Here is a 20,035-nt window from a genome sequence, read left to right on the forward strand (position 1 = left end):
TCATAGCGCAGTATCCAGAGCAGCATCGGTACGCACCCCGCGCCAGCCGTTGAAACGGTGGCGCAGGCGGTCGAGATAAAGGTAAACCACCGGGGTGGTGTAAAGGGTCAGGATCTGGCTGAACACCAGGCCACCGATAATCGTCAGGCCCAGGGGCTGGCGCATTTCCGCGCCTTCGGCGCTGCTGATCAGCAGCGGCACGGCACCGAGGATCGCCGCCAGGGTAGTCATCAGGATCGGCCGCAGCCGCAACAGGCAGGCACTGCGAATCGATGCCAATGGGTCCATGCCCTCCTTGCGCTCCAGTTGCAGCGCCAGGTCGATCATCAGGATGGCGTTTTTCTTGACCACCCCGATCAGCAGGAACAGCCCCAGCAGGGAGATCAGGCTGAACTCGCCCCCCAGCACGTAGATCGACAGCAAGGCGCCGACCCCGGCAGACGGCAAGGTCGACAGGATGGTCAACGGGTGAATGTAGCTCTCATAGAGAATCCCCAGCACCAGGTACACCGCCACCAACGCGCCGAGGATCATGAACGGCTGGCTTTTCTGGGTAGCCGCGAAGGCATCGGCGGTGCCAGCCATCTTGGCGATCACGTCTTCCGGCAGGCCAACCTTGGCGATTGCCCGTTCGATGGCTGCGGTGCCCTGCTCTACCGTCACGCCGGGGGACATGTCGAACGCGATATTCTCGGAAGCGAACTGGCCTTCGTGGCTGACCCGGTCGTCCGCCAGGCTGTTTTCATAGTGCGCAATGGCCGACAGCGGAATCCGCGCGCCAGTGGACGTAATGACCTGCACCTGATTCAGGGTGATCGGGTCCTGGGCGTACTTCGGATTGACCTCCATCACCACCTGATACTGGTTGAGGCTGTCATAGATGGTGGAAATCTGCCGCTGGCTGTAGGCGTTGTTCAACACCGCCGTCACCATGTCCATGTCTACCCCCAGGCGCTTGGCCTGATCGCGGTCGACCACCAGTGTCACCTGTTGCGCGCCACGGCCTTCCCGGGCGTCGATGGCGGTCAGCTCCGGCAGTTCACGCAGCGCAGCAACCACTTTCGGGTACCACAGGCGCAGGGCTGCCAGGTCGCCACTTTGCAGGATGTAGGAGTATTGCGAGGTGGTCTGGTCTCGGCCACCGCCAAATTGCAGGTCCTGGTCGGCCATCAGCATCAGGCGCCCGCCGGGCACCAGTGGCACGTTCTTGCGCATGCGTTCGATCACTGCCTGGGCGGAAATCTTGCGCTCGCTGATGGGCTTGAGCCGCACCAGCATCACCGCGTTGTTGGTGCCGCTGTTGCCACCGATAAACCCGGCCACGCTTTCCACCGCCGGGTCTTGCAGCACTGCTTTGCGGAAAATCTCCATTTTCGGCTGCATGACGCTGAACGACAGGCCGTCATCGCCACGGACAAAACCGATCAGTTGGCCGGTGTCCTGCTGTGGCATGAAGGTTTTCGGTACCACCACGTACAGCGCGATATTGACACCTACCGTCACCAGCAGGCTGAGCAGGGTCAGGCGCCGATGCCGCAGCACCCAATCCAGGCTGCGGGCATAGCCGGCAACCATGCGGTCATTGACCTTCTCGCTCCAGCGCTGCAAGCCGGTTTCTTCGCCCTTGATGTGGGGCTTGAGCCAGCGGGCGCAGAGCATCGGCGTCAGGCTCAGCGAGACGATCAGCGAGACGATGATCGCCGCCGCCAAGGTGATAGAGAACTCGCGGAACAGGCTCGTGACGATCCCGCCCATGAACAGGATCGACAGGAACACCGCCACCAACGACACGTTCATCGACAGCAAGGTGAAGCCGACTTCCTTGGCTCCCAGGTACGCGGCCTTCATCGGCGAAATGCCGTTATCGATATGCCGGGAAATGTTCTCCAGCACCACGATGGCATCGTCCACCACCAAGCCCGTGGCGAGGATCAGTGCCATCAGCGACAGGTTGTTCAGGGAAAACCCGAACAGGTACATCACCGCAAATGTACCCACCAGCGACACCGGCACTGCCAGGGTCGGAATCAACGAGGCCCGGAAGTTACCGAGGAACAGGTAGACCACCAGAATCACCAGGGCTACCGCAATCAGCAGGGTCATCTCGGCTTCGTGCAAGGTGGCGGTGATCACCGGCGAGCGGTCCATGGCCAGGTTCAATTTGACGCTGGATGGCAACACCGCCTGCAAGGCCGGCAACTGCGCCTTGATCTGCTTCACGGTCTCGATGATGTTGGCGCCGGACTGGCGGTTGATCACCAGCAGTACTGCCGAATCGTTGTTGAAGAAGCCACTGTTGTAGCGGTCTTCCACGCCGTCGCTGATTTTCGCCACATCGCTGAGGCGCAACGCCGCGCCGTCCTGGTAGCGAATCAACAGCGGTTCGTAGTCCTTGGCCTTTTCCAACTGGTCATTGGCCTGGATCTGCCAGTTGCGCTGGCTGTCTTCCAGGGAGCCTTTTGGCCGACGCACGTTGGCATTGGCGATGGTGTTACGCACATCATCCAAAGCCACGCCGTATTGGTCGAGGGCCTTGGGTTCCAGCTCGATACGTACCGCCGGCAAGGAGCTGCCGCCGATCTGCACTTCACCGACGCCCGGCACCTGGGACAGGCTTTGAGAGAGGATGGTGGATGCCAAATCGTAGAGCTGGCCCTTGGGCAACACGTCCGACGTCAGCGATAGCACCATGATCGGCGCTTGGGACGGGTTGATCTTCTTGTAGGTGGGCATGCTGCGCATGCCGCTGGGCAGCAGATTGCGCGAGGCGTTGATCGCAGCCTGCACTTCCCGCGCCGCGCCGTTGATATCCCGCCCGGAATCAAACGCCAGGATGACCCGGGTCGAACCCTGGCTCGAAGAACTGCTCATAGTGGTGATGCCGGCAATTGCACCGAAGGATCGCTCCAGCGGCGTAGCCACCGTGGATGCCATCACCTCGGGGCTGGCGCCGGGCAAGCTGGCTTGCACGACGATCACCGGGAAGTCGATTTGCGGCAACGGCGACACCGGCAGCAAATTGAAACTGACGCCCCCCAGCAGCATGATCGCCAGGCTCAGCAGCATCGTGGCGACCGGCCGGCGAATAAAAGGTCCGGACAGGTTCATGGCTCAACCGGCTCCAGGCGCTCAGGCTGTTTGCCCCAGCGACGGCCCAGGCGATCGAAGTACAGGTAGATCACCGGGGTGGTAAACAGCGTCAGGACCTGACTCAACAGCAACCCGCCGACCATCACCAGGCCCAGGGGTTGGCGCAGTTCGGCGCCAGAACCTGTGGCCAGCATCAAGGGCACCGCACCGAACAGCGCAGCCAGTGTGGTCATCAGGATCGGTCGGAAGCGCAACAGTGCCGCCTGGTAGATTGCCGTCTGCGGGTCCAGGCCCTGGTTGCGTTCGGCGTCGAGGGCGAAGTCGATCATCATGATCGCGTTCTTCTTGACGATACCGATCAGCAGGATGATGCCGATAATCGCGATCATCCCCAAGTCGTTTCCGCTGATCAGCAAGGCCAGCAAGGCCCCCACCGCTGCCGATGGCAAGGTCGACAGAATGGTAATCGGGTGGATGTAACTCTCATAGAGCACACCCAGTACGATGTACATGGTCACCACCGCCGCCAGGATCAACAGCAAGGTACTCGACAGCGATGCCTCGAACGCTTGGGCCGCGCCCTGGAACTGCGTCTGTACGCCCACCGGCATGCCGATGTCTTTCTGGGTCTGGTTGATCAGCTCGACGCCCTTGCCCAGCGCCACGCCGGGCGCCAGGTTGAACGACATCATCACCGCCGGGAACTGGCCGATATGGGCAATCGCCAACTGCGCCTGGCGCTGTTCCACATGGGCCAGGCTCGACAGCCGCACTTGGCCGCCATCAGTGGTTTTCACATGGATCTGGTTCAGCGCATCCGGCCCCAGGGTTTCCCCGGACTGGGCCTGCAACACCACGCGGTATTGGCTGGCCTGGGTGTAGATGGTGGAAATCTGCCGCTGGCCAAAGGCGTCGTACAGCGCGTCGGTGATGGTCGACACCGATACACCCAGGCGCGAGGCGGCGTCACGGTCGATCACCAGATACACCTGCAACCCCTTGTCTTGCAGGTCACTGGCCACGTCGGTGAGTTCCGGCAATTGGCTGAGGGCATGCACCAGCTTGCCGCTCCACAGGGCCAGCAGTTCGGCATCCGGTGAAGACATGCTGAATTGGTACTGGGTACGACTGACGCGGTCTTCGATGGTCAGGTCCTGCACCGGCTGCATGAACAGGCGGATGCCCACCAGCTTGTCCAGTTCCGGCTGCAGGCGCGTGATGATCTGCGCTGCGCTCAAGTCCCGTTGGTTGTGGGGTTTGAGGTTGATCAGCAAGCGACCGCTGTTGAGGGTGGCATTATCGCCGTCGACACCGATATAGGACGACAGGCTCTGGACCGAAGGATCCGCCAGGATAACCTTCGCCAGTTCCTGCTGACGCTGGCTCATGGCGGCGAAGGAAATGGATTGCGGCGCTTCGGAAATACCCTGGATCACCCCGGTGTCCTGCACCGGGAAGAAGCCCTTGGGCACCACCATGTACAGCACCACCGTCAGGCCCAGGGTGGCGACGGCTACCAGCAAGGTCAGCGGCTGGTGCTTGAGTACCCATTGCAGCTTGCGTCCGTAGGCTTCGATCAACCAGTCGATCCAGGCGCCGCTGGCCTTGTAGAAGCGGCCTTGTTCTTCTTCCTTGGGTTCGCGCTTGAGCAAACGGGCGCACATCATCGGCGTCAGGGTCAGTGACACCACCAGGGAAATCAGGATCGCCACCGCCAGAGTGATAGCGAACTCACGGAACAACCGCCCGACCACGTCTGCCATGAACAGCAGCGGAATGAGTACCGCAATCAGCGACAGGGTCAGGGAAATCAGGGTGAAACCGATCTGCTTGGCGCCCTTGAGCGCAGCGTTCAGCGGTGTCTCGCCCTCCTCGATATAGCGGGAAATGTTCTCCAGCATCACGATGGCGTCGTCCACCACAAAACCGGTGGCGATGGTCAGGGCCATCAACGTCAGGTTGTTGACCGAGAAACCGGCCAGGTACATCACGCCAAAGGTACCCACCAGCGACAGCGGCACGGCGATGGACGGAATGATAGTGGCGCTGAAACGGCGCAGGAACAGGAACGTCACCATCACCACCAGGGCGATAGCGATCAGCAATTCGTGTTGCACGTCGGTGACCGAGGCGCGGATGGTCTGGGTACGGTCGGTGAGAACCGTCACGTCCAGGCCCGCCGGCAGGTTGTCGGTGATGCTCGGCAGCAAGGCCTTGATCCGGTCGACCACCTCAATCACGTTGGCCCCTGGCTGACGCTGGATATTCAGCAGCACAGCCTGGTTTTCATTGGCCCAGGCAGCAAGGCGCTCGTTTTCCGCACCGTCGACGATCTGCGCAACGTCCTTGAGACGCAACGGTGCACCGTTGTTGTAGGCGAGGATCAGCTCGGCGTATTCCTTGGGCGAGACCAACTGGTCGTTGGCGTCGAGCATCGAGACCCGGGTTGGGCCGTCGAAGTTACCCTTGGGCTGGTTGACGTTGGACGCGCCGATCAAGGTGCGCACATCCGACAGGTTCAAGCCATTGGCGGCCAGGGCCTCGGGGTTGACCTTGATTCGTACCGCCTGGCGCTGGCCGCCAGCGATGCTGACCATGCCGACGCCGCTGATCTGGGCGATTTTCTGCGCCATGCGGGTGTCGACCAAGTCATTGAGCTTGGGCAACAGCATGGTTTTTGAGGTGATGGCCAGTGTCAGCACCGGGGTGTCCGCCGGGTTGACCTTGTTGTACACCGGTGGCGCCGGCAAATCCTTGGGCAACAGGTTGGTGGCGGCGTTGATGGCAGCCTGGACCTGTTGCTCGGCGACATCCATGTTGATGTCGAGGTTAAAGCGCAGGGTCAGCACCGACGCGCCGCCGGAACTGGTGGACGCCATCTGGGTCAGGCCGGGCATCTGCCCGAACTGGCGCTCCAGCGGCGCGGTCACTGCACTGGTCATTACGTCCGGGCTGGCGCCGGGGTACAGGGTCATGACCCGGATGGTCGGGTAATCGACCTGAGGCAAGGCCGAAACCGGCAGCAAGCGATAAGCGATCACGCCGGCCAGGACAATGGCCAGCATGCTCAGAGTGGTGGCTACCGGGCGAAGGATGAACAGCCGCGAGAGGTTCATGCGCCGCCCTTTTGCGCCTTGCCGGCAGCAGCCGGGCCTTGCGGTGCCTTGGCCGCCGGTTGGCCCTGCAGGTGTTCGGTCGGCGTAGTCGGGACTTCGGCGCTGTCGTTGACCACTTCAACCTCGCTGCCGTCCTTCAGGCGGTCGGTGCCTTCCAGTACCACCCGGTCGCCAGCGGCCAGGCCTTCCTTGATCACGGTGTTCTCACCATCGCTGTCACCAATCACCAACGGAAGTATCTTGACCTTCTTGTCGCCATCGAGGGCGTAGACGAAGGTACCGTTGTTGCCAAACTGAATCGCGGCGGAAGGTGCCAGGACTACGTTATGCAGGGTATCGGCCAGCAGGTGCACATTGACGAACTGGTTGGGAAACAGCACCTGGTCCTGGTTATCGAAGCGCGCCTTGAATTTCAGGGTACCAGTGGTCACGTCAATCTGGTTGTCGAGACTTTGCAACACGCCGGTGGCTTGGCGTTTGACGTCGCCACGGTCCCAGGCTTCCACCGGCAGCTTGTTGCCGCCACGGTAGCGAGCGAGCACGACGCCCAGGGTGGTTTCCGGCAGGGTGAAAGCCACGCTGATGGGCTGGGTCTGGGTGATCACGGCCAGGGCAGTGGTGTCATTGGCGGCGACAAGGTTGCCGACGTCCAGTTGGCGCAGGCCTACACGTCCGGCAATCGGCGCACGGATCTTGGTGAAGTCGAGGTTGAGCTTGGCGTCATCCACCGCGCCCTGGTTGGTCTTGACCGTGCCCTGGTATTGCAGGACCAGCGCTTCGGCGGTGTCCAGGGTTTGCTTGGCGATACTGTCTTGCGCATACAGATCACGATAGCGCTGAACGTCAACCTGGGCGTTTTTCAACTGAGCCTGGTTCTGCAAGAGCGTGCCCTGGGCCTGAAGCAAGGCGTTCTGGTAACTGCGTGGGTCGATCTCTGCCAGCAGGTCACCGGCCTTGACCATCTGCCCTTCCTCGAAGGCAATCTTGACCAACTCCCCCGCTACCCGGCTGCGCACGTTGATGGTGTTCAACGCGGTCACGGTACCCAGGGCCTTGTAGTACACCGGAAACTCTCCCAACACCGCCGGCGAAACGCGTACCGGCACCGGGCCGGTCGAGCCACCGAAGCCAGGGCGCATCATGCCCGACTTGCCAGCATGCCCGGCGGGCTTCTTCTCGGTGCTGTCTTTATGGCTGCCAGGCCAGAATTTCCAGCACAGGCCGGCAATAACCAGCAGGACGAGTAAGCCGAACAGCCAGCGGCGGGAGTTACGGGGGGTGGATTGCATGGAATGATCAACCATTGGGCGCGAGAGCTTCTTCTTTGGGAGGCTGAAAGATAAGCACTAGAGCGCTGTAAGAAAAGCGCCTTTACCGGCTATTTACCTTTGGAGTTACAACTTTTCACTTTTACAGTTGAAACTTCAGTGTCCTGGCTAAGCCGCTGAACCATAAATAAAAACGGCCTGGACTAGGCCAGGCCGCAATCATGCATCAAACGTGTTACTGCAAAACGACAGTCATGTGCAGTAATCGTTACTTCAAAACAGCCAGGGCCGCTTCGTAGTTTGGCTCTTCAGCGATTTCTTTGACCAGTTCGCTGTGCAGAACGTTGTCATTTTCGTCCAGCACGACAACCGCGCGAGCGGTCAGGCCCTTGAGTGGACCGTCAGCGATGGCTACGCCGTAGTTTTCTTTGAACTCGGCACCACGAAGGGTGGACAGGTTCTTCACGTTTTCCAGGCCTTCGGCACCGCAGAAGCGCGCCTGGGCGAATGGCAGGTCAGCGGAAATGCACAGTACAACGGTGTTGGCCACGTCATTGGCCTGGGTGTTGAACTTGCGCACGGAGGTAGCGCAGGTCGGAGTGTCGACGCTAGGGAAGATATTCAGCACTTTGCGCTTGCCGGCAAAGCTGGCCAGGGTAGCGTCCGACAGATCGCCGGCAACCAGGGAAAAGGCTGGGGCCTTGGAACCGGCTTGTGGCAGTTGGCCATTGACTTGGACAGGGTTGCCTTTAAGGGTGACTTGAGCCATGAACGGATTCCTCTTGTGGATTTTGGTAGAACGAATTCGAGAGGCCGAAGTTAAACACAAAGTGATTCACGGACCTACGGTCAAACACAAATTGTCACGGTCCATGCTGCAACGCGAGAACCGGGCCGCTGTGGTTTAATTGCCGCGTTTTTTGCCCTGCCCCATTAAGGAACGCTTTTTGATGAATCAGCCCGCCACCAAAGTCCTGGTTATCGGTTATGTCTGGCCAGAACCCCGCTCCTCGGCGGCCGGTGGCCATATGATGCAGATTCTGCAGAGCTTCCTGGATCAGGGCTGGGACGTCACCTTCAGCAGCCCGGCGACCATTGGTGAACACAAGGCCGACTTGCCGGCGCTGGGCATTCGCGAATGTGCCATCGAGCTTAATAGCAGCAGCTTCGACGACTTTATCCGCACATTGGCCCCGGACATCGTGCTGTTCGACCGATTCATGATGGAAGAGCAATTCGGCTGGCGGGTAGAAAAGCACTGCCCCGACGCGTTGCGGGTGCTGGAAACATCAGATTTGCAAAGCCTGCGGGATGCCCGCCAGCAGCGTCTCAAGGAGTACCTTAAACGCAAGCCCGAAGCGGATGACTTTAGCGCGGTGTTCTGCGAAGCGTTGGACGAAGAGTTCCAGTTGATGGCTGAAAGTGACTTGGCCAAACGAGAGATTGCTGCCATTTATCGCTGCGACATCAGCCTGATGATCTCCGATGTGGAAATCCAGTTGCTGACCGATCACTTCAAGGTGCCCGCCGCCCTCCTCCACTGGTGCCCGCTGATGGTCGAAGCACCGACCGCCGCCTTCGCGCCGTTTGAGGATCGGGCGCACTTCCTGAGCATTGGCAACTTTCGCCACGCCCCCAACTGGGATGCCGTGTTGTGGATGAAGAACAGCGTCTGGCCGTTGATCCGCCAGCAACTGCCCGGCGCGCAACTGCATGTGTACGGGGCCTACACCCCGCCCAAGGCCACGGCATTGCACAACCCGGCCCAGGGTTTTCACGTAATGAACTGGGCCGAAGATGCCCTACAGGTGATGACCGCTGCACGCATCTGCCTCGCACCGTTGCGCTTTGGTGCCGGGATCAAGGGCAAGCTGGTGGACGCGATGCTCTGTGGCACACCCAACGTCACCACGCCAATCGGCGCCGAAGGCATGGGCGATGATCAGCCATGGCCCGGAGCAATCGAGCGCAGCGCCAGTACCTTGGCGGCCGCGGCGGTTGCCTTGTATCAGGACCCGGACAGTTGGGCCAAGGCTCAGGAAAACGGCCGCAGACTGCTGTCTCGCCGCTACGCCCAGGAAATCCATGGCCCGGCGCTGGTGGAGCGTCTGGAGCAATGCCGCAGCCAGTTGGCCGAACACCGACGCAACAATTTCACCGGCAGCATGCTGCGCCATCACCTGCACAAAAGCACCCAGTACATGGCGCAGTGGATCGAGGCAAAAAACCGCAGCGTTTAACCATATAAACAGCAGGTGCTGGCGAGGTAGCAGGCAAAGGGGCATTATCCTTTTGGCAACCACTATAAAGCGACTGCAGCATGACCCGAGCAGCGAGGATCACCGATCCGTCCTACGAGCTGATGGACGACCACAACGGTCTGTCCATCATCTATCGCCAACACGGCTTCCCGTGCCCGTTGGTGCGCTGGCATTTCCACAAGGAATACGAACTGCATTTGATCGTTGCCAGCTCGGGCAAGGTGTTTATCGGCGACTACATCGGTAACTTTTACCCGGAGAGTTTGTTTCTCACCGGCCCCAACCTTCCCCACAACTGGATCAGTCAGGTGGCGGAAGATGAGGTGGTGCCCAAGCGCGATATGTTGGTGAACTTCACCGATGAGCTGTTGGAAGGCGGCAGTCATATTTTCACCGAACTCAAGACCTTGGCCCCGTTGCTGGAGCGGGCCCAATATGGCATTGAGTTTCGCTGTAAACGCACCATCGCCCAGGCCATGACCTTGATGCAACGCATCGAAGACGCCAGGGGCATGGCGCGCCTTGGGCACTTCTTTATCCTGATGGAGGTGCTCTGCGCCTGTGAGGATTACCAGTTGCTGTCCGACGTGACCACGCCGCAATTGGCCGATGAACACAGCATCGACCGCACTAACCGGGCGGTGAACTATATCTTTGCCCACTACGCGCGGGAGTTGTCCCTGGAGGAAGTGGCTGAGTATTTGGGGATGAAGCCCACTTACTTCTCCCGGGTGTTCAAGCAGGCTACCGGGCGAACTTTTATCGAGTTTGTTAATCGGTTGCGGATCAGCAAATCCTGCGAGTTGTTGGCTGATGGCGATAAAGCTGTGACGGATGTGTGTTTTGAGTCGGGGTTTAATAATATTTCAAACTTTAATCGGCGCTTTCAGCAGCTCAAGGGGATGACGCCTTCGCATTATCGGCGGTTAGCGGTGCAGCGCTTGACTGAGCAGAATCTCGCTTAGTTTTTTGGGTGTATATCCGTACTTAACGGATATACACCTCAACGTCCCCAACACTAACCGCTTACTTACCTTTGAGCTTGACGTAAGACTGGTGCAGATCCGAAGCCCAACCATCAATCACACTCTTCACATCATCCGCCTTCATCACCTGCGAATCATTTGCCAGCGGCTTGCCGGTACCTTTACGCACAACCTGAGCAACCACCTTGCCACTATCACCATCAAGGAACTGCGCCTCAGTGCCCAAGGTCGTTTCCTGATCACGAATCCCGGCCCCCGTACTCACCGCTGCGGCCACCAGAGCAACAGGAATGTACTCATAAGGCTTGAGGCTTTCGGTCTTGCTGCTGACGGCCGTAATCGCCGCCCGCACCACAATCACCCCAGGACCCGGCGCGTTGGCCAGCGGCAGCGACCTGACCAACTCACGCTTGAGCGCCTGGTTGTAGTAGTTGTTGATGCCTTGCAGCGTACTTTCGGGAATCTTGGTAGTGGCTTGGGGCTTGGGGAAGAACTGAGTGGGTTCGATGTACACCGAAGTGTATCGGTTGAGGTTCAGATTGGGATCAACCCAGCGCATCACTTGCGCACCGGACGGTGATTTGGCTTCCTTCAAATGGCTGTAGTCCGAGAGGAACCCAGAATACTCGTCCGGCTGCGTCACCTTGCTGGAACACCCCACTACACCAATCGAGGCAATGCACAACGTGCTGATCATTAGCCCTAGCTTCATCATGGAACTCCTTGGCAGTCATCATCGAAACACTGAGCTGTAGGTATAGCCAACTCTGGGAAAAAAGCGCTTTCAGCGTTGCAGGTTGCGGAGTATTTCACAACGCGAATTTGACAGGCCGACTAACAGCGTCAAAGCTGCACCCAGCTTAAGTACGCCACAGAGCGTCAATGCATCTGGACATCGGAAGTCGCAATGCCCAAGCCTGACAATAAAACCGTAACCCGCCGTGATTCATCCAGTCGTTACCTGTACCCCCTGTTGATTGCCCTGCTGCTGGCCATGGCCGGGATCTGGTTTTTTCTCCAGGCCAGCACGCCCAAACCGCAGGCTCTTGCGCCCGCGCCGGTCGCCGTCACGGCCAAGCCGGCGGTGGTCGCGCCTGCGCAAATGGTCGATGAACAGCAATGCCAGGGCTGCCACCTGGCCCAGGCCAAGGATTGGCAAGGCTCTCACCATCAATTGGCAATGCAGGCGGCTACGCCCCAGACGGTGCCGGCCGACTTCAATGACGTGGCCTTTAAAGGCGAGGAAGAAACCACACGATTCTTTCGTCGGGGCGATGAGTTTTGGGTCAACACGCCGGGCGCCGATGGCAAACCGGCCGACTTCAAGGTGGCCTATACCTTCGGCATCGCGCCGTTGCAGCAATACCTGATCGAGTTCGACGACGGACGCTTACAGGCATTGGGCGTGGCCTGGGATACCGAAAAAAACCGCTGGTTTCAGCTCTACCCCGGCCAAGGAGTGAACTTCAAGAACCCGCTGCACTGGAGCAAGCCCAGTCAGAACGCCAACTTCATGTGCGTCGAGTGCCACACCACTGGCTACAAACGCAATTTCGATGCCGCCAACAACCGCTTCAACAGCCAATGGAACAGCCTCGGTGTCGGTTGCCAGGCCTGCCATGGCCCGGCGTCCAGCCATGTGCAATGGGCGGCGAAAAAGGGTGATGTGCTGCATGCCGGCTTTGCCGTTGATTTGAAAGACAAGGACGCCACCGTCGAGATCGAAACCTGCGCCCGCTGCCACGCCCGCCGCGCACCACTGGGAGATGGCTACACCGTCGGCAAGCGCCTGATGGACGACTACCTGCCCAGCGTATTGACCCGCGAGCTGTATGCCCTGGACGGCAAGATCAAGGATGAAGTGTTCGAATACGGCTCTTTCGCCCAGAGCAAAATGGCCGACAAGGGTGTGCGTTGCAGCAACTGCCACAACCCCCATAGCAACGAACTGAAGTCCCCCGGTAACGGCGTCTGCCTGCAATGCCACAACACCGCCGGCAAGAGCGCTGTCGCGACAGTAGACGGCCAAGGGTTGCAGGCCAAGAACTACGAAGCCCCTGAACACACGCGCCACGTCGCCGGGCAACCGGAGTCGTTCTGTGTCGATTGCCATATGCCCGGCAAGTTCTACATGGGCAATGACTTTCGCCATGACCATAGCTTCAGTATTCCCAGGGCTGGCGATAAGGTCAGCGAGCAATTCAAACTATGGAGCAATAACGAAACCGTCCAAGCGCCGCGTTACGACGAAAGCCTGATGTTGATTCGTGGCGGCCAACCAGGCGCTGCGCAGGCGTTGTATGAGCAATTGGCACGCAACCATCTGCCAGCGATCCAGCGCGCGACGTTGCTGGCAGAGTTGGCGAACTACCCGAGCGAACAGGCGTTGAAACTCGCGACCAGGGACCTGGGCAACCCCGCCCCGCAAGTGCGCGAAAGTGCGGTACGGGCAGTCAGTGCATTCCTGCCGCCGGCCGAACGGATTGCGCTGTATGGACCGCTGCTCAAGGATCCGGTGCGAGCCGTGCGCATCATCGCGGCCCGGGACCTGCTGAGCGTCTCCGCTCAAGGCCTGGGCCCTGCCTGGGAGCAGGCCATCACCGAGTACGAAAACGTACAACTGAGCTTGCTGGAGCGCGCCGAGGCCAACCTCAACCTGGCCATGCTGTACCAGGCCAGCGGCCGTGGGGATAAGGTCGAAGCGCAACTGCGCACCGCCCTGCTCCGCGATCCGGATTTCTACCCGGCGCTGGTGACCCTGGCGCAGTGGCTGGAAGCCAATGGGCGCAGTGAAGAGGCCCGCAGCCTGATCGCCGACAACCTCAAGCAACACCCCGAAGCGGCGCTGCTGCGACACACCCAAGGCTTGATGCTGATTCGTGCCGGCGATACGGCCAAAGCCATGCCCCATCTGCGGGAGGCGGCCCGCCTGGAGCCTGCGAACGGTCAATACAGCTTTGTGCTGGCGGTGGCGCTGCACGACAGCGGGAACATCGATAAGGCCTGCCAGCAACTGGAAGACCTCCTCAAACGCCAGCCGTACAACCGCAATGCCCGGTTGTCGCTGATTCAGTACTACCTGGAAAACGGCCAGGAACCCAAAGCCCAGGTGGTGATGCAGGGCTGGAAAAAGCTCAATCCTGGAGACCCTGCGTTGAAATGAACACGGCGTCTGATCCGTATTAATGCAGCTTTCCTGAGGCTGTTTTGTTTTCCCCGGACTTCCTACAGTCCCCCACCTGCCAGACCGGTCGGCCTGGCATGACTTGGAACCGTGGGAAGACTGACCATGAGCACAGCATCAACCGCGCAGGCCTACAACTATAAGGTCGTGCGCCAATTCGTCATTGCCACCGTGGTGTGGGGTGTCATCGGCATGGCCATGGGGGTGTGGATCGCCTCGCAACTGGTGTGGCCAGAGATGAACCTGGACCTGCCCTGGACCACCTTTGGCCGGTTGCGACCGTTGCACACCAGCCTGGTGATTTTCGGTTTTGCCGGCAGCGCGCAATTTGCCGCCAGCTACTACGCAGTACAACGTACCTGCCAGGTGCGGTTGTTTTCCGACACGTTGGCGGCGTTTACCTTCTGGGGTTGGCAGTCGGTGATCGTCGTTATGCTGATCAGCCTGCCGTTGGGCTACACCACCACCAAGGAATACGCCGAGATCGAGTTTTCCGGCGCGGTATGGATGACGGTGGTGTGGGTGGCCTACGCCATCGTGTTCTTCACTACCGTGGTGCAGCGCAAGACCAAACATATCTATGTCGGCAACTGGTTCTTCGGTGCATTTATCGTGGTGATTGCCATGTTGCACGTGGTCAATCACCTGTCGATCCCAGTGGACTGGTTCAAGTCCTATCCGGTGTATTCCGGGGCCACCGACGCCATGGTGCAGTGGTGGTATGGCCATAATGCGGTGGGGTTTTTCCTGACCACCGGGTTCCTCGGGATGATGTATTACTTCGTGCCGAAACAGGTCGGGCGGCCGGTGTATTCCTATCGGTTGTCCATCGTGCACTTCTGGGCGCTGATCACCCTGTACATCTGGGCCGGCCCCCACCACCTGCACTACACCGCACTGCCGGACTGGGCGCAATCGTTGGGCATGGCGATGTCACTGATTCTGCTGGCGCCGAGCTGGGGCGGGATGATCAACGGCATGATGACCCTGTCCGGCGCCTGGCATAAGCTGCGTACCGACCCGATCCTGCGCTTTCTGGTGCTGTCCCTGGCGTTCTATGGCATGTCGACCTTTGAAGGGCCGATGATGGCGATCAAGACGGTCAATGCGCTGTCCCACTACACCGACTGGACCATCGGCCACGTCCACGCCGGCGCCCTGGGTTGGGTGGCGATGATCACCTTTGGTTCGCTGTACCACATGATCCCTAAAATCTTCGGCCGCGAGCAGATGCACAGCGTGCCGCTGATCAACCTGCACTTCTGGCTGGCGACTATCGGCACGGTGCTGTACATCGCCTCGATGTGGGTCAACGGTATTACCCAAGGCCTGATGTGGCGTGCAATCAACGACGACGGCACCCTCACCTACTCGTTTGTCGAAGCCTTGCAGGCCAGCCATCCGGGGTTTGTGGTGCGGTTTGTCGGTGGGGTGTTTTTCCTCAGCGGAATGCTGCTGATGGCGTACAACACCTGGCGCACGGTGCGCGTAGCAGATTTGAAGGTGGCGCAGCTTGATGCGCAAATCGCCTGATGTGGGAGGTTGTCTTGAGCCTCGCAGCGGTCATTTGCCTGTACGGCACAGTGGAGTACTGCTTGCGGGGTCAGTCGAGGGATGATCTGGATGAGGCGAGCCTGATTCCGTTTGCCGACGACCCGGAGGTTGCGCGGCGGGTGGAGTTGGCGACGGGCAAGCGGGTCAAGGCCGTGGAGCCTGAGGAAACAAAGAAGGGTTGGGGTAATGTAGAGCTCTGAATGTGGGTGGACTTGTGTGGGAGCTGGCTTGCCTGCGATAGCATCACCTCGGTGTAACTGATGCATCGAGGCGTCTGCATCGCAGGCAAGCCAGCTCCCATACTTGATCTTCAGTGTTGCCGAGACCTCATCCGCGCTCGCGGGGAATCAAACTCTGCAACTGCAAGGCCAGGAAATTGGCGTCGAAGGCGAAGGTGTCCGGGTCTTTCAGGCCGTTGGTTTTCTTCCACAGCCAGTCGTTCTTGCCTGGCAGCAACACCAGGGAAATGCTGCCGTAGCGGGCGGCGGTCAGGCCCATCACCGACAACGAAATCAAACCACCAACGCCCATCACGTCCGGCACGAACTCCACCGGTTTGCCCGCGATATGGATGGTCAGCTTCTCGGTCTTGAAGGTCGATGTTTCCACCGGCACGCTGGGGCCGGATGCCACATAGGCTTCACGTTGCACTTCCAGCAGGCCAACGCTTTTAACCGGCTCCAGCCACTGCTCGATCTGGCCGAACAGCTCAGTGATTTTCTGTGCCCAGTGCGCGGACTGCACCTCGAACTGCTGCTGTTTGTGCGCTTCGCTGTCGGCGTAATGACGAAGCATCTCGCCCAGTTGCTGTACATCGTCCATTGCGGTGTTCCTCGGGTAACCCTGACTGCGAACAACCAGCATGGCAGATGCGGCACCGACGCGTATGACTAACGCATCGGTCTTGGGTAATGTGTGCCTTTCGCCCATCTGTTTGAGGAGCATCGCATGCGCACCATCGGCCTTATCGGCGGTATGAGCTGGGAGTCCAGCGCCGAGTATTACCGGATCATCAATCAACAGGTCCGCGACCGATTGGGGCCGCTGCGTTCGGCGCAGATACTGATGTATAGCGTTGACTTCGGCCCAGTGGAACAGGCCCAGCACGCTGGCCGCTGGGATGACGCGGCACTGATCCTGGAAGACGCCGCACGCCGGCTGCAAGCGGGCGGTGCCGAATGCGTGGTGCTGTGTACCAACACCATGCATCTGGTGGCGCCACAGATTGAGGCGGCGGTGTCGATTCCGTTTCTGCATATTGCTGATGCCGCCGTCGCCGCTGCTATCGGGGCCGGCACACTCACGGTGGGCCTGCTAGGCACGGCGTTCACCATGGAACAGGACTTTCTCAAGTCTCGCCTTACCGCCCAGGGGCTGACCGTGCTGATACCTGACGCGGATGAGCGCCAGGCCGTGCATCGGATCATCTATGAGGAGTTGTGTGTCGGGGTAATCAGCGAAGCGTCACGCCGGGAATACCTGCGGGTGATCGACTCCCTGGCCGCTCGCGGTGCCCAGGCGATCATCCTTGGTTGCACGGAAATCAGTCTGCTGATCAAGCCGGAACACAGTGACCTGCCGCTGCTGGACACCACCGAGCTGCATGCGCAGGCTGCGGTGGCGTTTGCCTTGGAAGGTCAGGCGGTCTGACGCAAGCGGGCCATGGTCAGGGCATCGACAAATACGCCGTCACGCACGGCGTAATCACGCAGCCGACCTTCGGTCTCGAAGCCGAACTTGCGGTAGAGCGCCTGGGCCGGCTCGTTGTCGACATACACCGTCAATTCTACGCGGCGCAGGTTCATCCAGTTGTCGGCAACATCCAGCGCCGCCCCCAGCAACTTTGTACCCACGCCCTTGCCCTGCCAGGCCACTGCGACCCCCATGCCAATCCCGCCGACATGGTTTTGGCGGCTGCGTGAATACTGGTCCAGGGTGCAATTGCCAATCACCTCACCTCCGTGCAGGGCGACCAGCCTGATCAGTCGCTCATTGGTGTCTGCCAGGCGTTTGCGCCAGATCTCCACCGACTGGAAAGGCATTTGCAGCACCTGACGGCACACGGCCGGGTCGTTGTAGAGCGCATTCATGCCTTCGATATGGTCTTGGGCAAAGCGCTGGATCACGATCTTGGGTTCAGGTGGGTGCATTGTGTTTCATCCTTTGAAAGACAAGTGGCAGCCCAGTGTAGAGGGATGGGGGCTGTCATGGCGAGACCTGATGCGCGGGTTTTTCGGTTCACCGTGGAGGTCGGACCTGTACGATTTTTGATGGTTGCGGAGTCTGGGAGTGGGGCTGGGAGTTGGGTACATATCCGTTGCTGCGGTAATGGCTGAGTAGGGTCCCGCCCTTACGGCGGGTCACTTTTGGCTGGGCCGGCATTCCGGCTCTTTTCCAAGAGTGACCCGCTGTAAGAGCCAGCCCTTTCAAGATCTTTGAGAACGCAGCCGTACTTGGAAAGAGAACACTGACCTGTGGCGAGGGGGCTTGCCCCGTTGGGCTGCGGAGCAGCCCTAAAACCTGCCATCTCGGTCTATCTGAAGAAACTCAGCGATCCTATTGGGGCCGCTTCGCAGCCCAACGGGGGCAAGCCCCCTCGCCACAGGGTCAATGTGCACCTCTAATGACTGTTTTTTCAAAGACCTTGAAAGAGCTGGCTGTAAGAGCGGAACCAATAGCCGCCATTACTGCAGCAACGGATAAGCCCCTCATCGCATCCTCACCCACCAAGATCAAAGATCAAACCGATCCACCGCCATCCGCCGCTCATTATCATCGCGCACGTCATAACTCGCGGTGGTCTGAATATTAGTGTGGTGCGCCAACTTCTGGGCAATGGACAAGTCATGCTCTTCAATCACCCGCGTAATAAACGAGCGCCGAAAATCGTGGGGCATGATCTTCACCCCCACTTGCTGCCCTCGCTGACGGGCGATGTAGTAAATCGCATGTTTGGTGATGCGCTCCCGGGTGATGTGGCTACCCCGGCGGATGCGGTTGAACAGGAAGGTATCGTCCTCCTCCCCCTCTTTAAGCTGTTCGCGACGAAACGCCAACCAAGCCTGCAGTTTGGCAAAGGCCCAAGCCGGAGCATACTTGATCAGTTCCTTGTTGCCCTTGCCGATCACCCGCAGGCTGCGCTCGTCAAAGTTGATCTGCGTCAGGTCGAGGTTGACCGACTCGGATTTACGCATCCCCGAACCGTACAGAATCCCGATGACTGCTGCGTCCCGCAGACCCTGAGGGCGCGGGTCGGCGGCGCAGACGTCCATCAATTCTCGGATCAGTGAGCGCCGCAGGTTGCGCCCCTGGCTCAAGCGCGTGCCGGGTGTGGCCTTGACCGAACGCATCTTCAACAGATGGTCCTGGCTGATCAGGCTCATGCGCCAGGCTTCGTTCATCACCCCGCGCACCGCGTTGACATACAACGACGAGGTGTTGGGCGCATAGCCGTCCTCTCGCAGCACGGCCACCAGGGCCATGACCTGTTCGGGTTGCAGCAAGTGCCAGGGGATGTCTTCCAGGTTGACCTCTTCAAAGCCCAGGCGGTCGGCGGCATCTTGCAGCACGTAGCGCATGGTCAGTTGGCTTGAAGGGGCCAGACGGGTGAGGTAGAGGGTCAGCGGGTTGCGGGTAGACTCAGTCAAGGTAGATCAGCCTTTGGATTAAATACAGCGACTAACCAATTGTTTAATCGATATATTTAGTGGTTTGGCGAGCACGGAGTCTAACGCAGGTTCTGCGCGCCCGCCAAACCAGGGGCTTATTACTGATCGTCTGGCTGATCGTCGGAAGGCTCCTGGGGCTGGCTCCAGGTAGTGTCTTGCTTGGCCATCAGCGCGAACCATTGCTGACGCATAAAGTCCAGGTACGGCTGGGGTGCCTTGGCGAAATCGTCCTCATCGCCATAACACCCCGGCAAGGGCAGTTCGGTGCCCTGCTCCTTGAACTGGCTGACCAGCGCCTGTTGCCCGGCGGTGCTGCAATCCTTGGGCAGCGGCATGCCTTGGAGCGCTCCGGCGTCTTCATCCCACCAACTGGCGCCATAGCGGTCGACGCCGCGCAAGCGGTACCGCTGCGTCTTGCCCACGTGCATGATCAGCTTGAATTCATTGGGGCTGACATCGCTGGTACAGGTGCGGGAATAGCCGACGGTGGCCTGGGTGATACCGTCCCCCAGCAGGTCAGTGACCAGGGTCGCCTCGGGATTGAAGTGCACGCCAGCATCAAATTCACAATGCTGGACGTCGTCGTAGAGCATCCATACCCGCTTGGGGCGGCTGCCATCGAGCAAGTACTGGGCGGCGTAGACGAAAGCCGACTGCGCGCCATCGTCATCGCGCTCGCTGGTCTGTTCGCCCAGCACCAATAGGTTTTTGCCTTGCCGGTCGTTCCAGGTATAGGCGCCCACCTGCTTGCCACGCAGCTCGACACCGTCCGGCAGTTGATCCAGCGGCGTAAGCGCCACTCGGTCATCGGCCCATACCGTGGAGGCACAGGCCACCGTCATCCACATCACCATCAGGGCCGGCCGTAATTGACCGCGTAAACGTTGCACGCTGTTCATTCGTCTATC

General features: G+C 59.7%; 15 protein-coding genes. 6 read left to right on the forward strand and 9 right to left on the reverse strand.

Annotated elements, in window-relative coordinates:
* The 4 genes from HKK55_RS10915 to tpx form a co-directional block, all read right to left on the reverse strand.
* A complete protein-coding gene (locus HKK55_RS10915; RefSeq protein WP_169354677.1) occupies nucleotides 1-3,108 on the reverse strand; it encodes an efflux RND transporter permease subunit in 3,108 nt (1,035 codons plus the stop codon).
* A complete protein-coding gene (locus tag HKK55_RS10920; RefSeq protein ID WP_169354678.1) occupies nucleotides 3,105-6,206 on the reverse strand; it encodes an MdtB/MuxB family multidrug efflux RND transporter permease subunit in 3,102 nt (1,033 codons plus the stop codon). Before HKK55_RS10920 ends, HKK55_RS10915 begins: the two co-directional genes overlap by 4 nt.
* On the reverse strand, nucleotides 6,203-7,510 hold the full coding sequence (locus tag HKK55_RS10925; RefSeq protein ID WP_169354679.1) for an MdtA/MuxA family multidrug efflux RND transporter periplasmic adaptor subunit: 1,308 nt from the start codon (nucleotides 7,508-7,510) through the stop codon (nucleotides 6,203-6,205). Before HKK55_RS10925 ends, HKK55_RS10920 begins: the two co-directional genes overlap by 4 nt.
* A 232-nt stretch (nucleotides 7,511-7,742) precedes the next feature.
* Entirely contained in the window at nucleotides 7,743-8,243 is a 501-nt protein-coding gene (gene tpx / locus HKK55_RS10930; protein ID WP_169354680.1) for a thiol peroxidase, read from the reverse strand.
* A gap of 181 nt (nucleotides 8,244-8,424) precedes the next feature.
* Here tpx and HKK55_RS10935 point away from each other — a divergent pair, with 181 nt between their 5' ends.
* Both HKK55_RS10935 and HKK55_RS10940 read left to right on the forward strand, forming a co-directional pair.
* Nucleotides 8,425-9,714, forward strand: a complete 1,290-nt coding sequence (locus tag HKK55_RS10935) for a glycosyltransferase (RefSeq protein WP_169354681.1) — start codon at nucleotides 8,425-8,427, stop codon at nucleotides 9,712-9,714.
* Between the two features lie 80 nt (nucleotides 9,715-9,794).
* Nucleotides 9,795-10,700 (forward strand): AraC family transcriptional regulator, encoded by a 906-nt coding sequence (locus tag HKK55_RS10940; protein ID WP_169354682.1) that lies wholly within the window; start codon nucleotides 9,795-9,797, stop codon nucleotides 10,698-10,700.
* A gap of 61 nt (nucleotides 10,701-10,761) precedes the next feature.
* Here HKK55_RS10940 and HKK55_RS10945 read toward each other — a convergent pair whose 3' ends face one another.
* On the reverse strand, nucleotides 10,762-11,433 hold the full coding sequence (locus tag HKK55_RS10945) for a DUF3313 domain-containing protein (protein WP_169354683.1): 672 nt from the start codon (nucleotides 11,431-11,433) through the stop codon (nucleotides 10,762-10,764).
* Nucleotides 11,434-11,628: 195 nt separating this feature from the next.
* Between HKK55_RS10945 and HKK55_RS10950 the strand changes: the two genes are divergently transcribed.
* The 3 genes from HKK55_RS10950 to HKK55_RS10960 all read left to right on the forward strand — a co-directional run bounded on the left by HKK55_RS10950 (nucleotide 11,629) and on the right by HKK55_RS10960 (nucleotide 15,659).
* Entirely contained in the window at nucleotides 11,629-13,884 is a 2,256-nt protein-coding gene (locus tag HKK55_RS10950; protein WP_169354684.1) for a tetratricopeptide repeat protein, read from the forward strand.
* A 126-nt stretch (nucleotides 13,885-14,010) separates the two neighbouring features.
* Nucleotides 14,011-15,438: a cytochrome-c oxidase, cbb3-type subunit I gene (gene ccoN / locus HKK55_RS10955; protein ID WP_169354685.1), complete on the forward strand. Its 1,428-nt coding sequence runs from the start codon at nucleotides 14,011-14,013 to the stop codon at nucleotides 15,436-15,438.
* A complete protein-coding gene (locus HKK55_RS10960; protein ID WP_169354686.1) occupies nucleotides 15,438-15,659 on the forward strand; it encodes a cbb3-type cytochrome c oxidase subunit 3 in 222 nt (73 codons plus the stop codon). The genes ccoN and HKK55_RS10960 overlap by 1 nt, the downstream gene beginning before the upstream one ends.
* Nucleotides 15,660-15,786: 127 nt before the next feature.
* On the opposite strand, the gene HKK55_RS10965 is transcribed toward HKK55_RS10960, so the two are convergent.
* The gene (locus tag HKK55_RS10965) at nucleotides 15,787-16,281 is read right to left on the reverse strand and encodes a hypothetical protein (protein WP_169354687.1); all 495 of its coding nucleotides are present in this window, start codon (nucleotides 16,279-16,281) and stop codon (nucleotides 15,787-15,789) included.
* A gap of 126 nt (nucleotides 16,282-16,407) precedes the next feature.
* On the opposite strand from HKK55_RS10965, the gene HKK55_RS10970 reads away from it, so the two are divergent.
* Complete coding sequence (locus HKK55_RS10970) at nucleotides 16,408-17,109, forward strand: aspartate/glutamate racemase family protein (protein ID WP_169354688.1); 702 nt, start codon at nucleotides 16,408-16,410, stop codon at nucleotides 17,107-17,109.
* On the opposite strand, the gene HKK55_RS10975 is transcribed toward HKK55_RS10970, so the two are convergent.
* The 3 genes from HKK55_RS10975 to HKK55_RS10985 form a co-directional block, all read right to left on the reverse strand.
* A complete protein-coding gene (locus HKK55_RS10975; RefSeq protein ID WP_169354689.1) occupies nucleotides 17,097-17,609 on the reverse strand; it encodes a GNAT family N-acetyltransferase in 513 nt (170 codons plus the stop codon). The genes HKK55_RS10970 and HKK55_RS10975 overlap by 13 nt on opposite strands.
* Before the next feature lie 582 nt (nucleotides 17,610-18,191).
* Nucleotides 18,192-19,106: a tyrosine recombinase XerC gene (gene xerC, locus HKK55_RS10980; protein ID WP_169354690.1), complete on the reverse strand. Its 915-nt coding sequence runs from the start codon at nucleotides 19,104-19,106 to the stop codon at nucleotides 18,192-18,194.
* Between the two features lie 119 nt (nucleotides 19,107-19,225).
* A complete protein-coding gene (locus tag HKK55_RS10985) occupies nucleotides 19,226-20,026 on the reverse strand; it encodes a M949_RS01915 family surface polysaccharide biosynthesis protein (protein ID WP_169354691.1) in 801 nt (266 codons plus the stop codon).
* Nucleotides 20,027-20,035 lie beyond the last annotated feature (9 nt).

The sequence above is a fragment of the Pseudomonas sp. ADAK18 genome (assembly GCF_012935695.1).
GTDB lineage: Bacteria > Pseudomonadota > Gammaproteobacteria > Pseudomonadales > Pseudomonadaceae > Aquipseudomonas.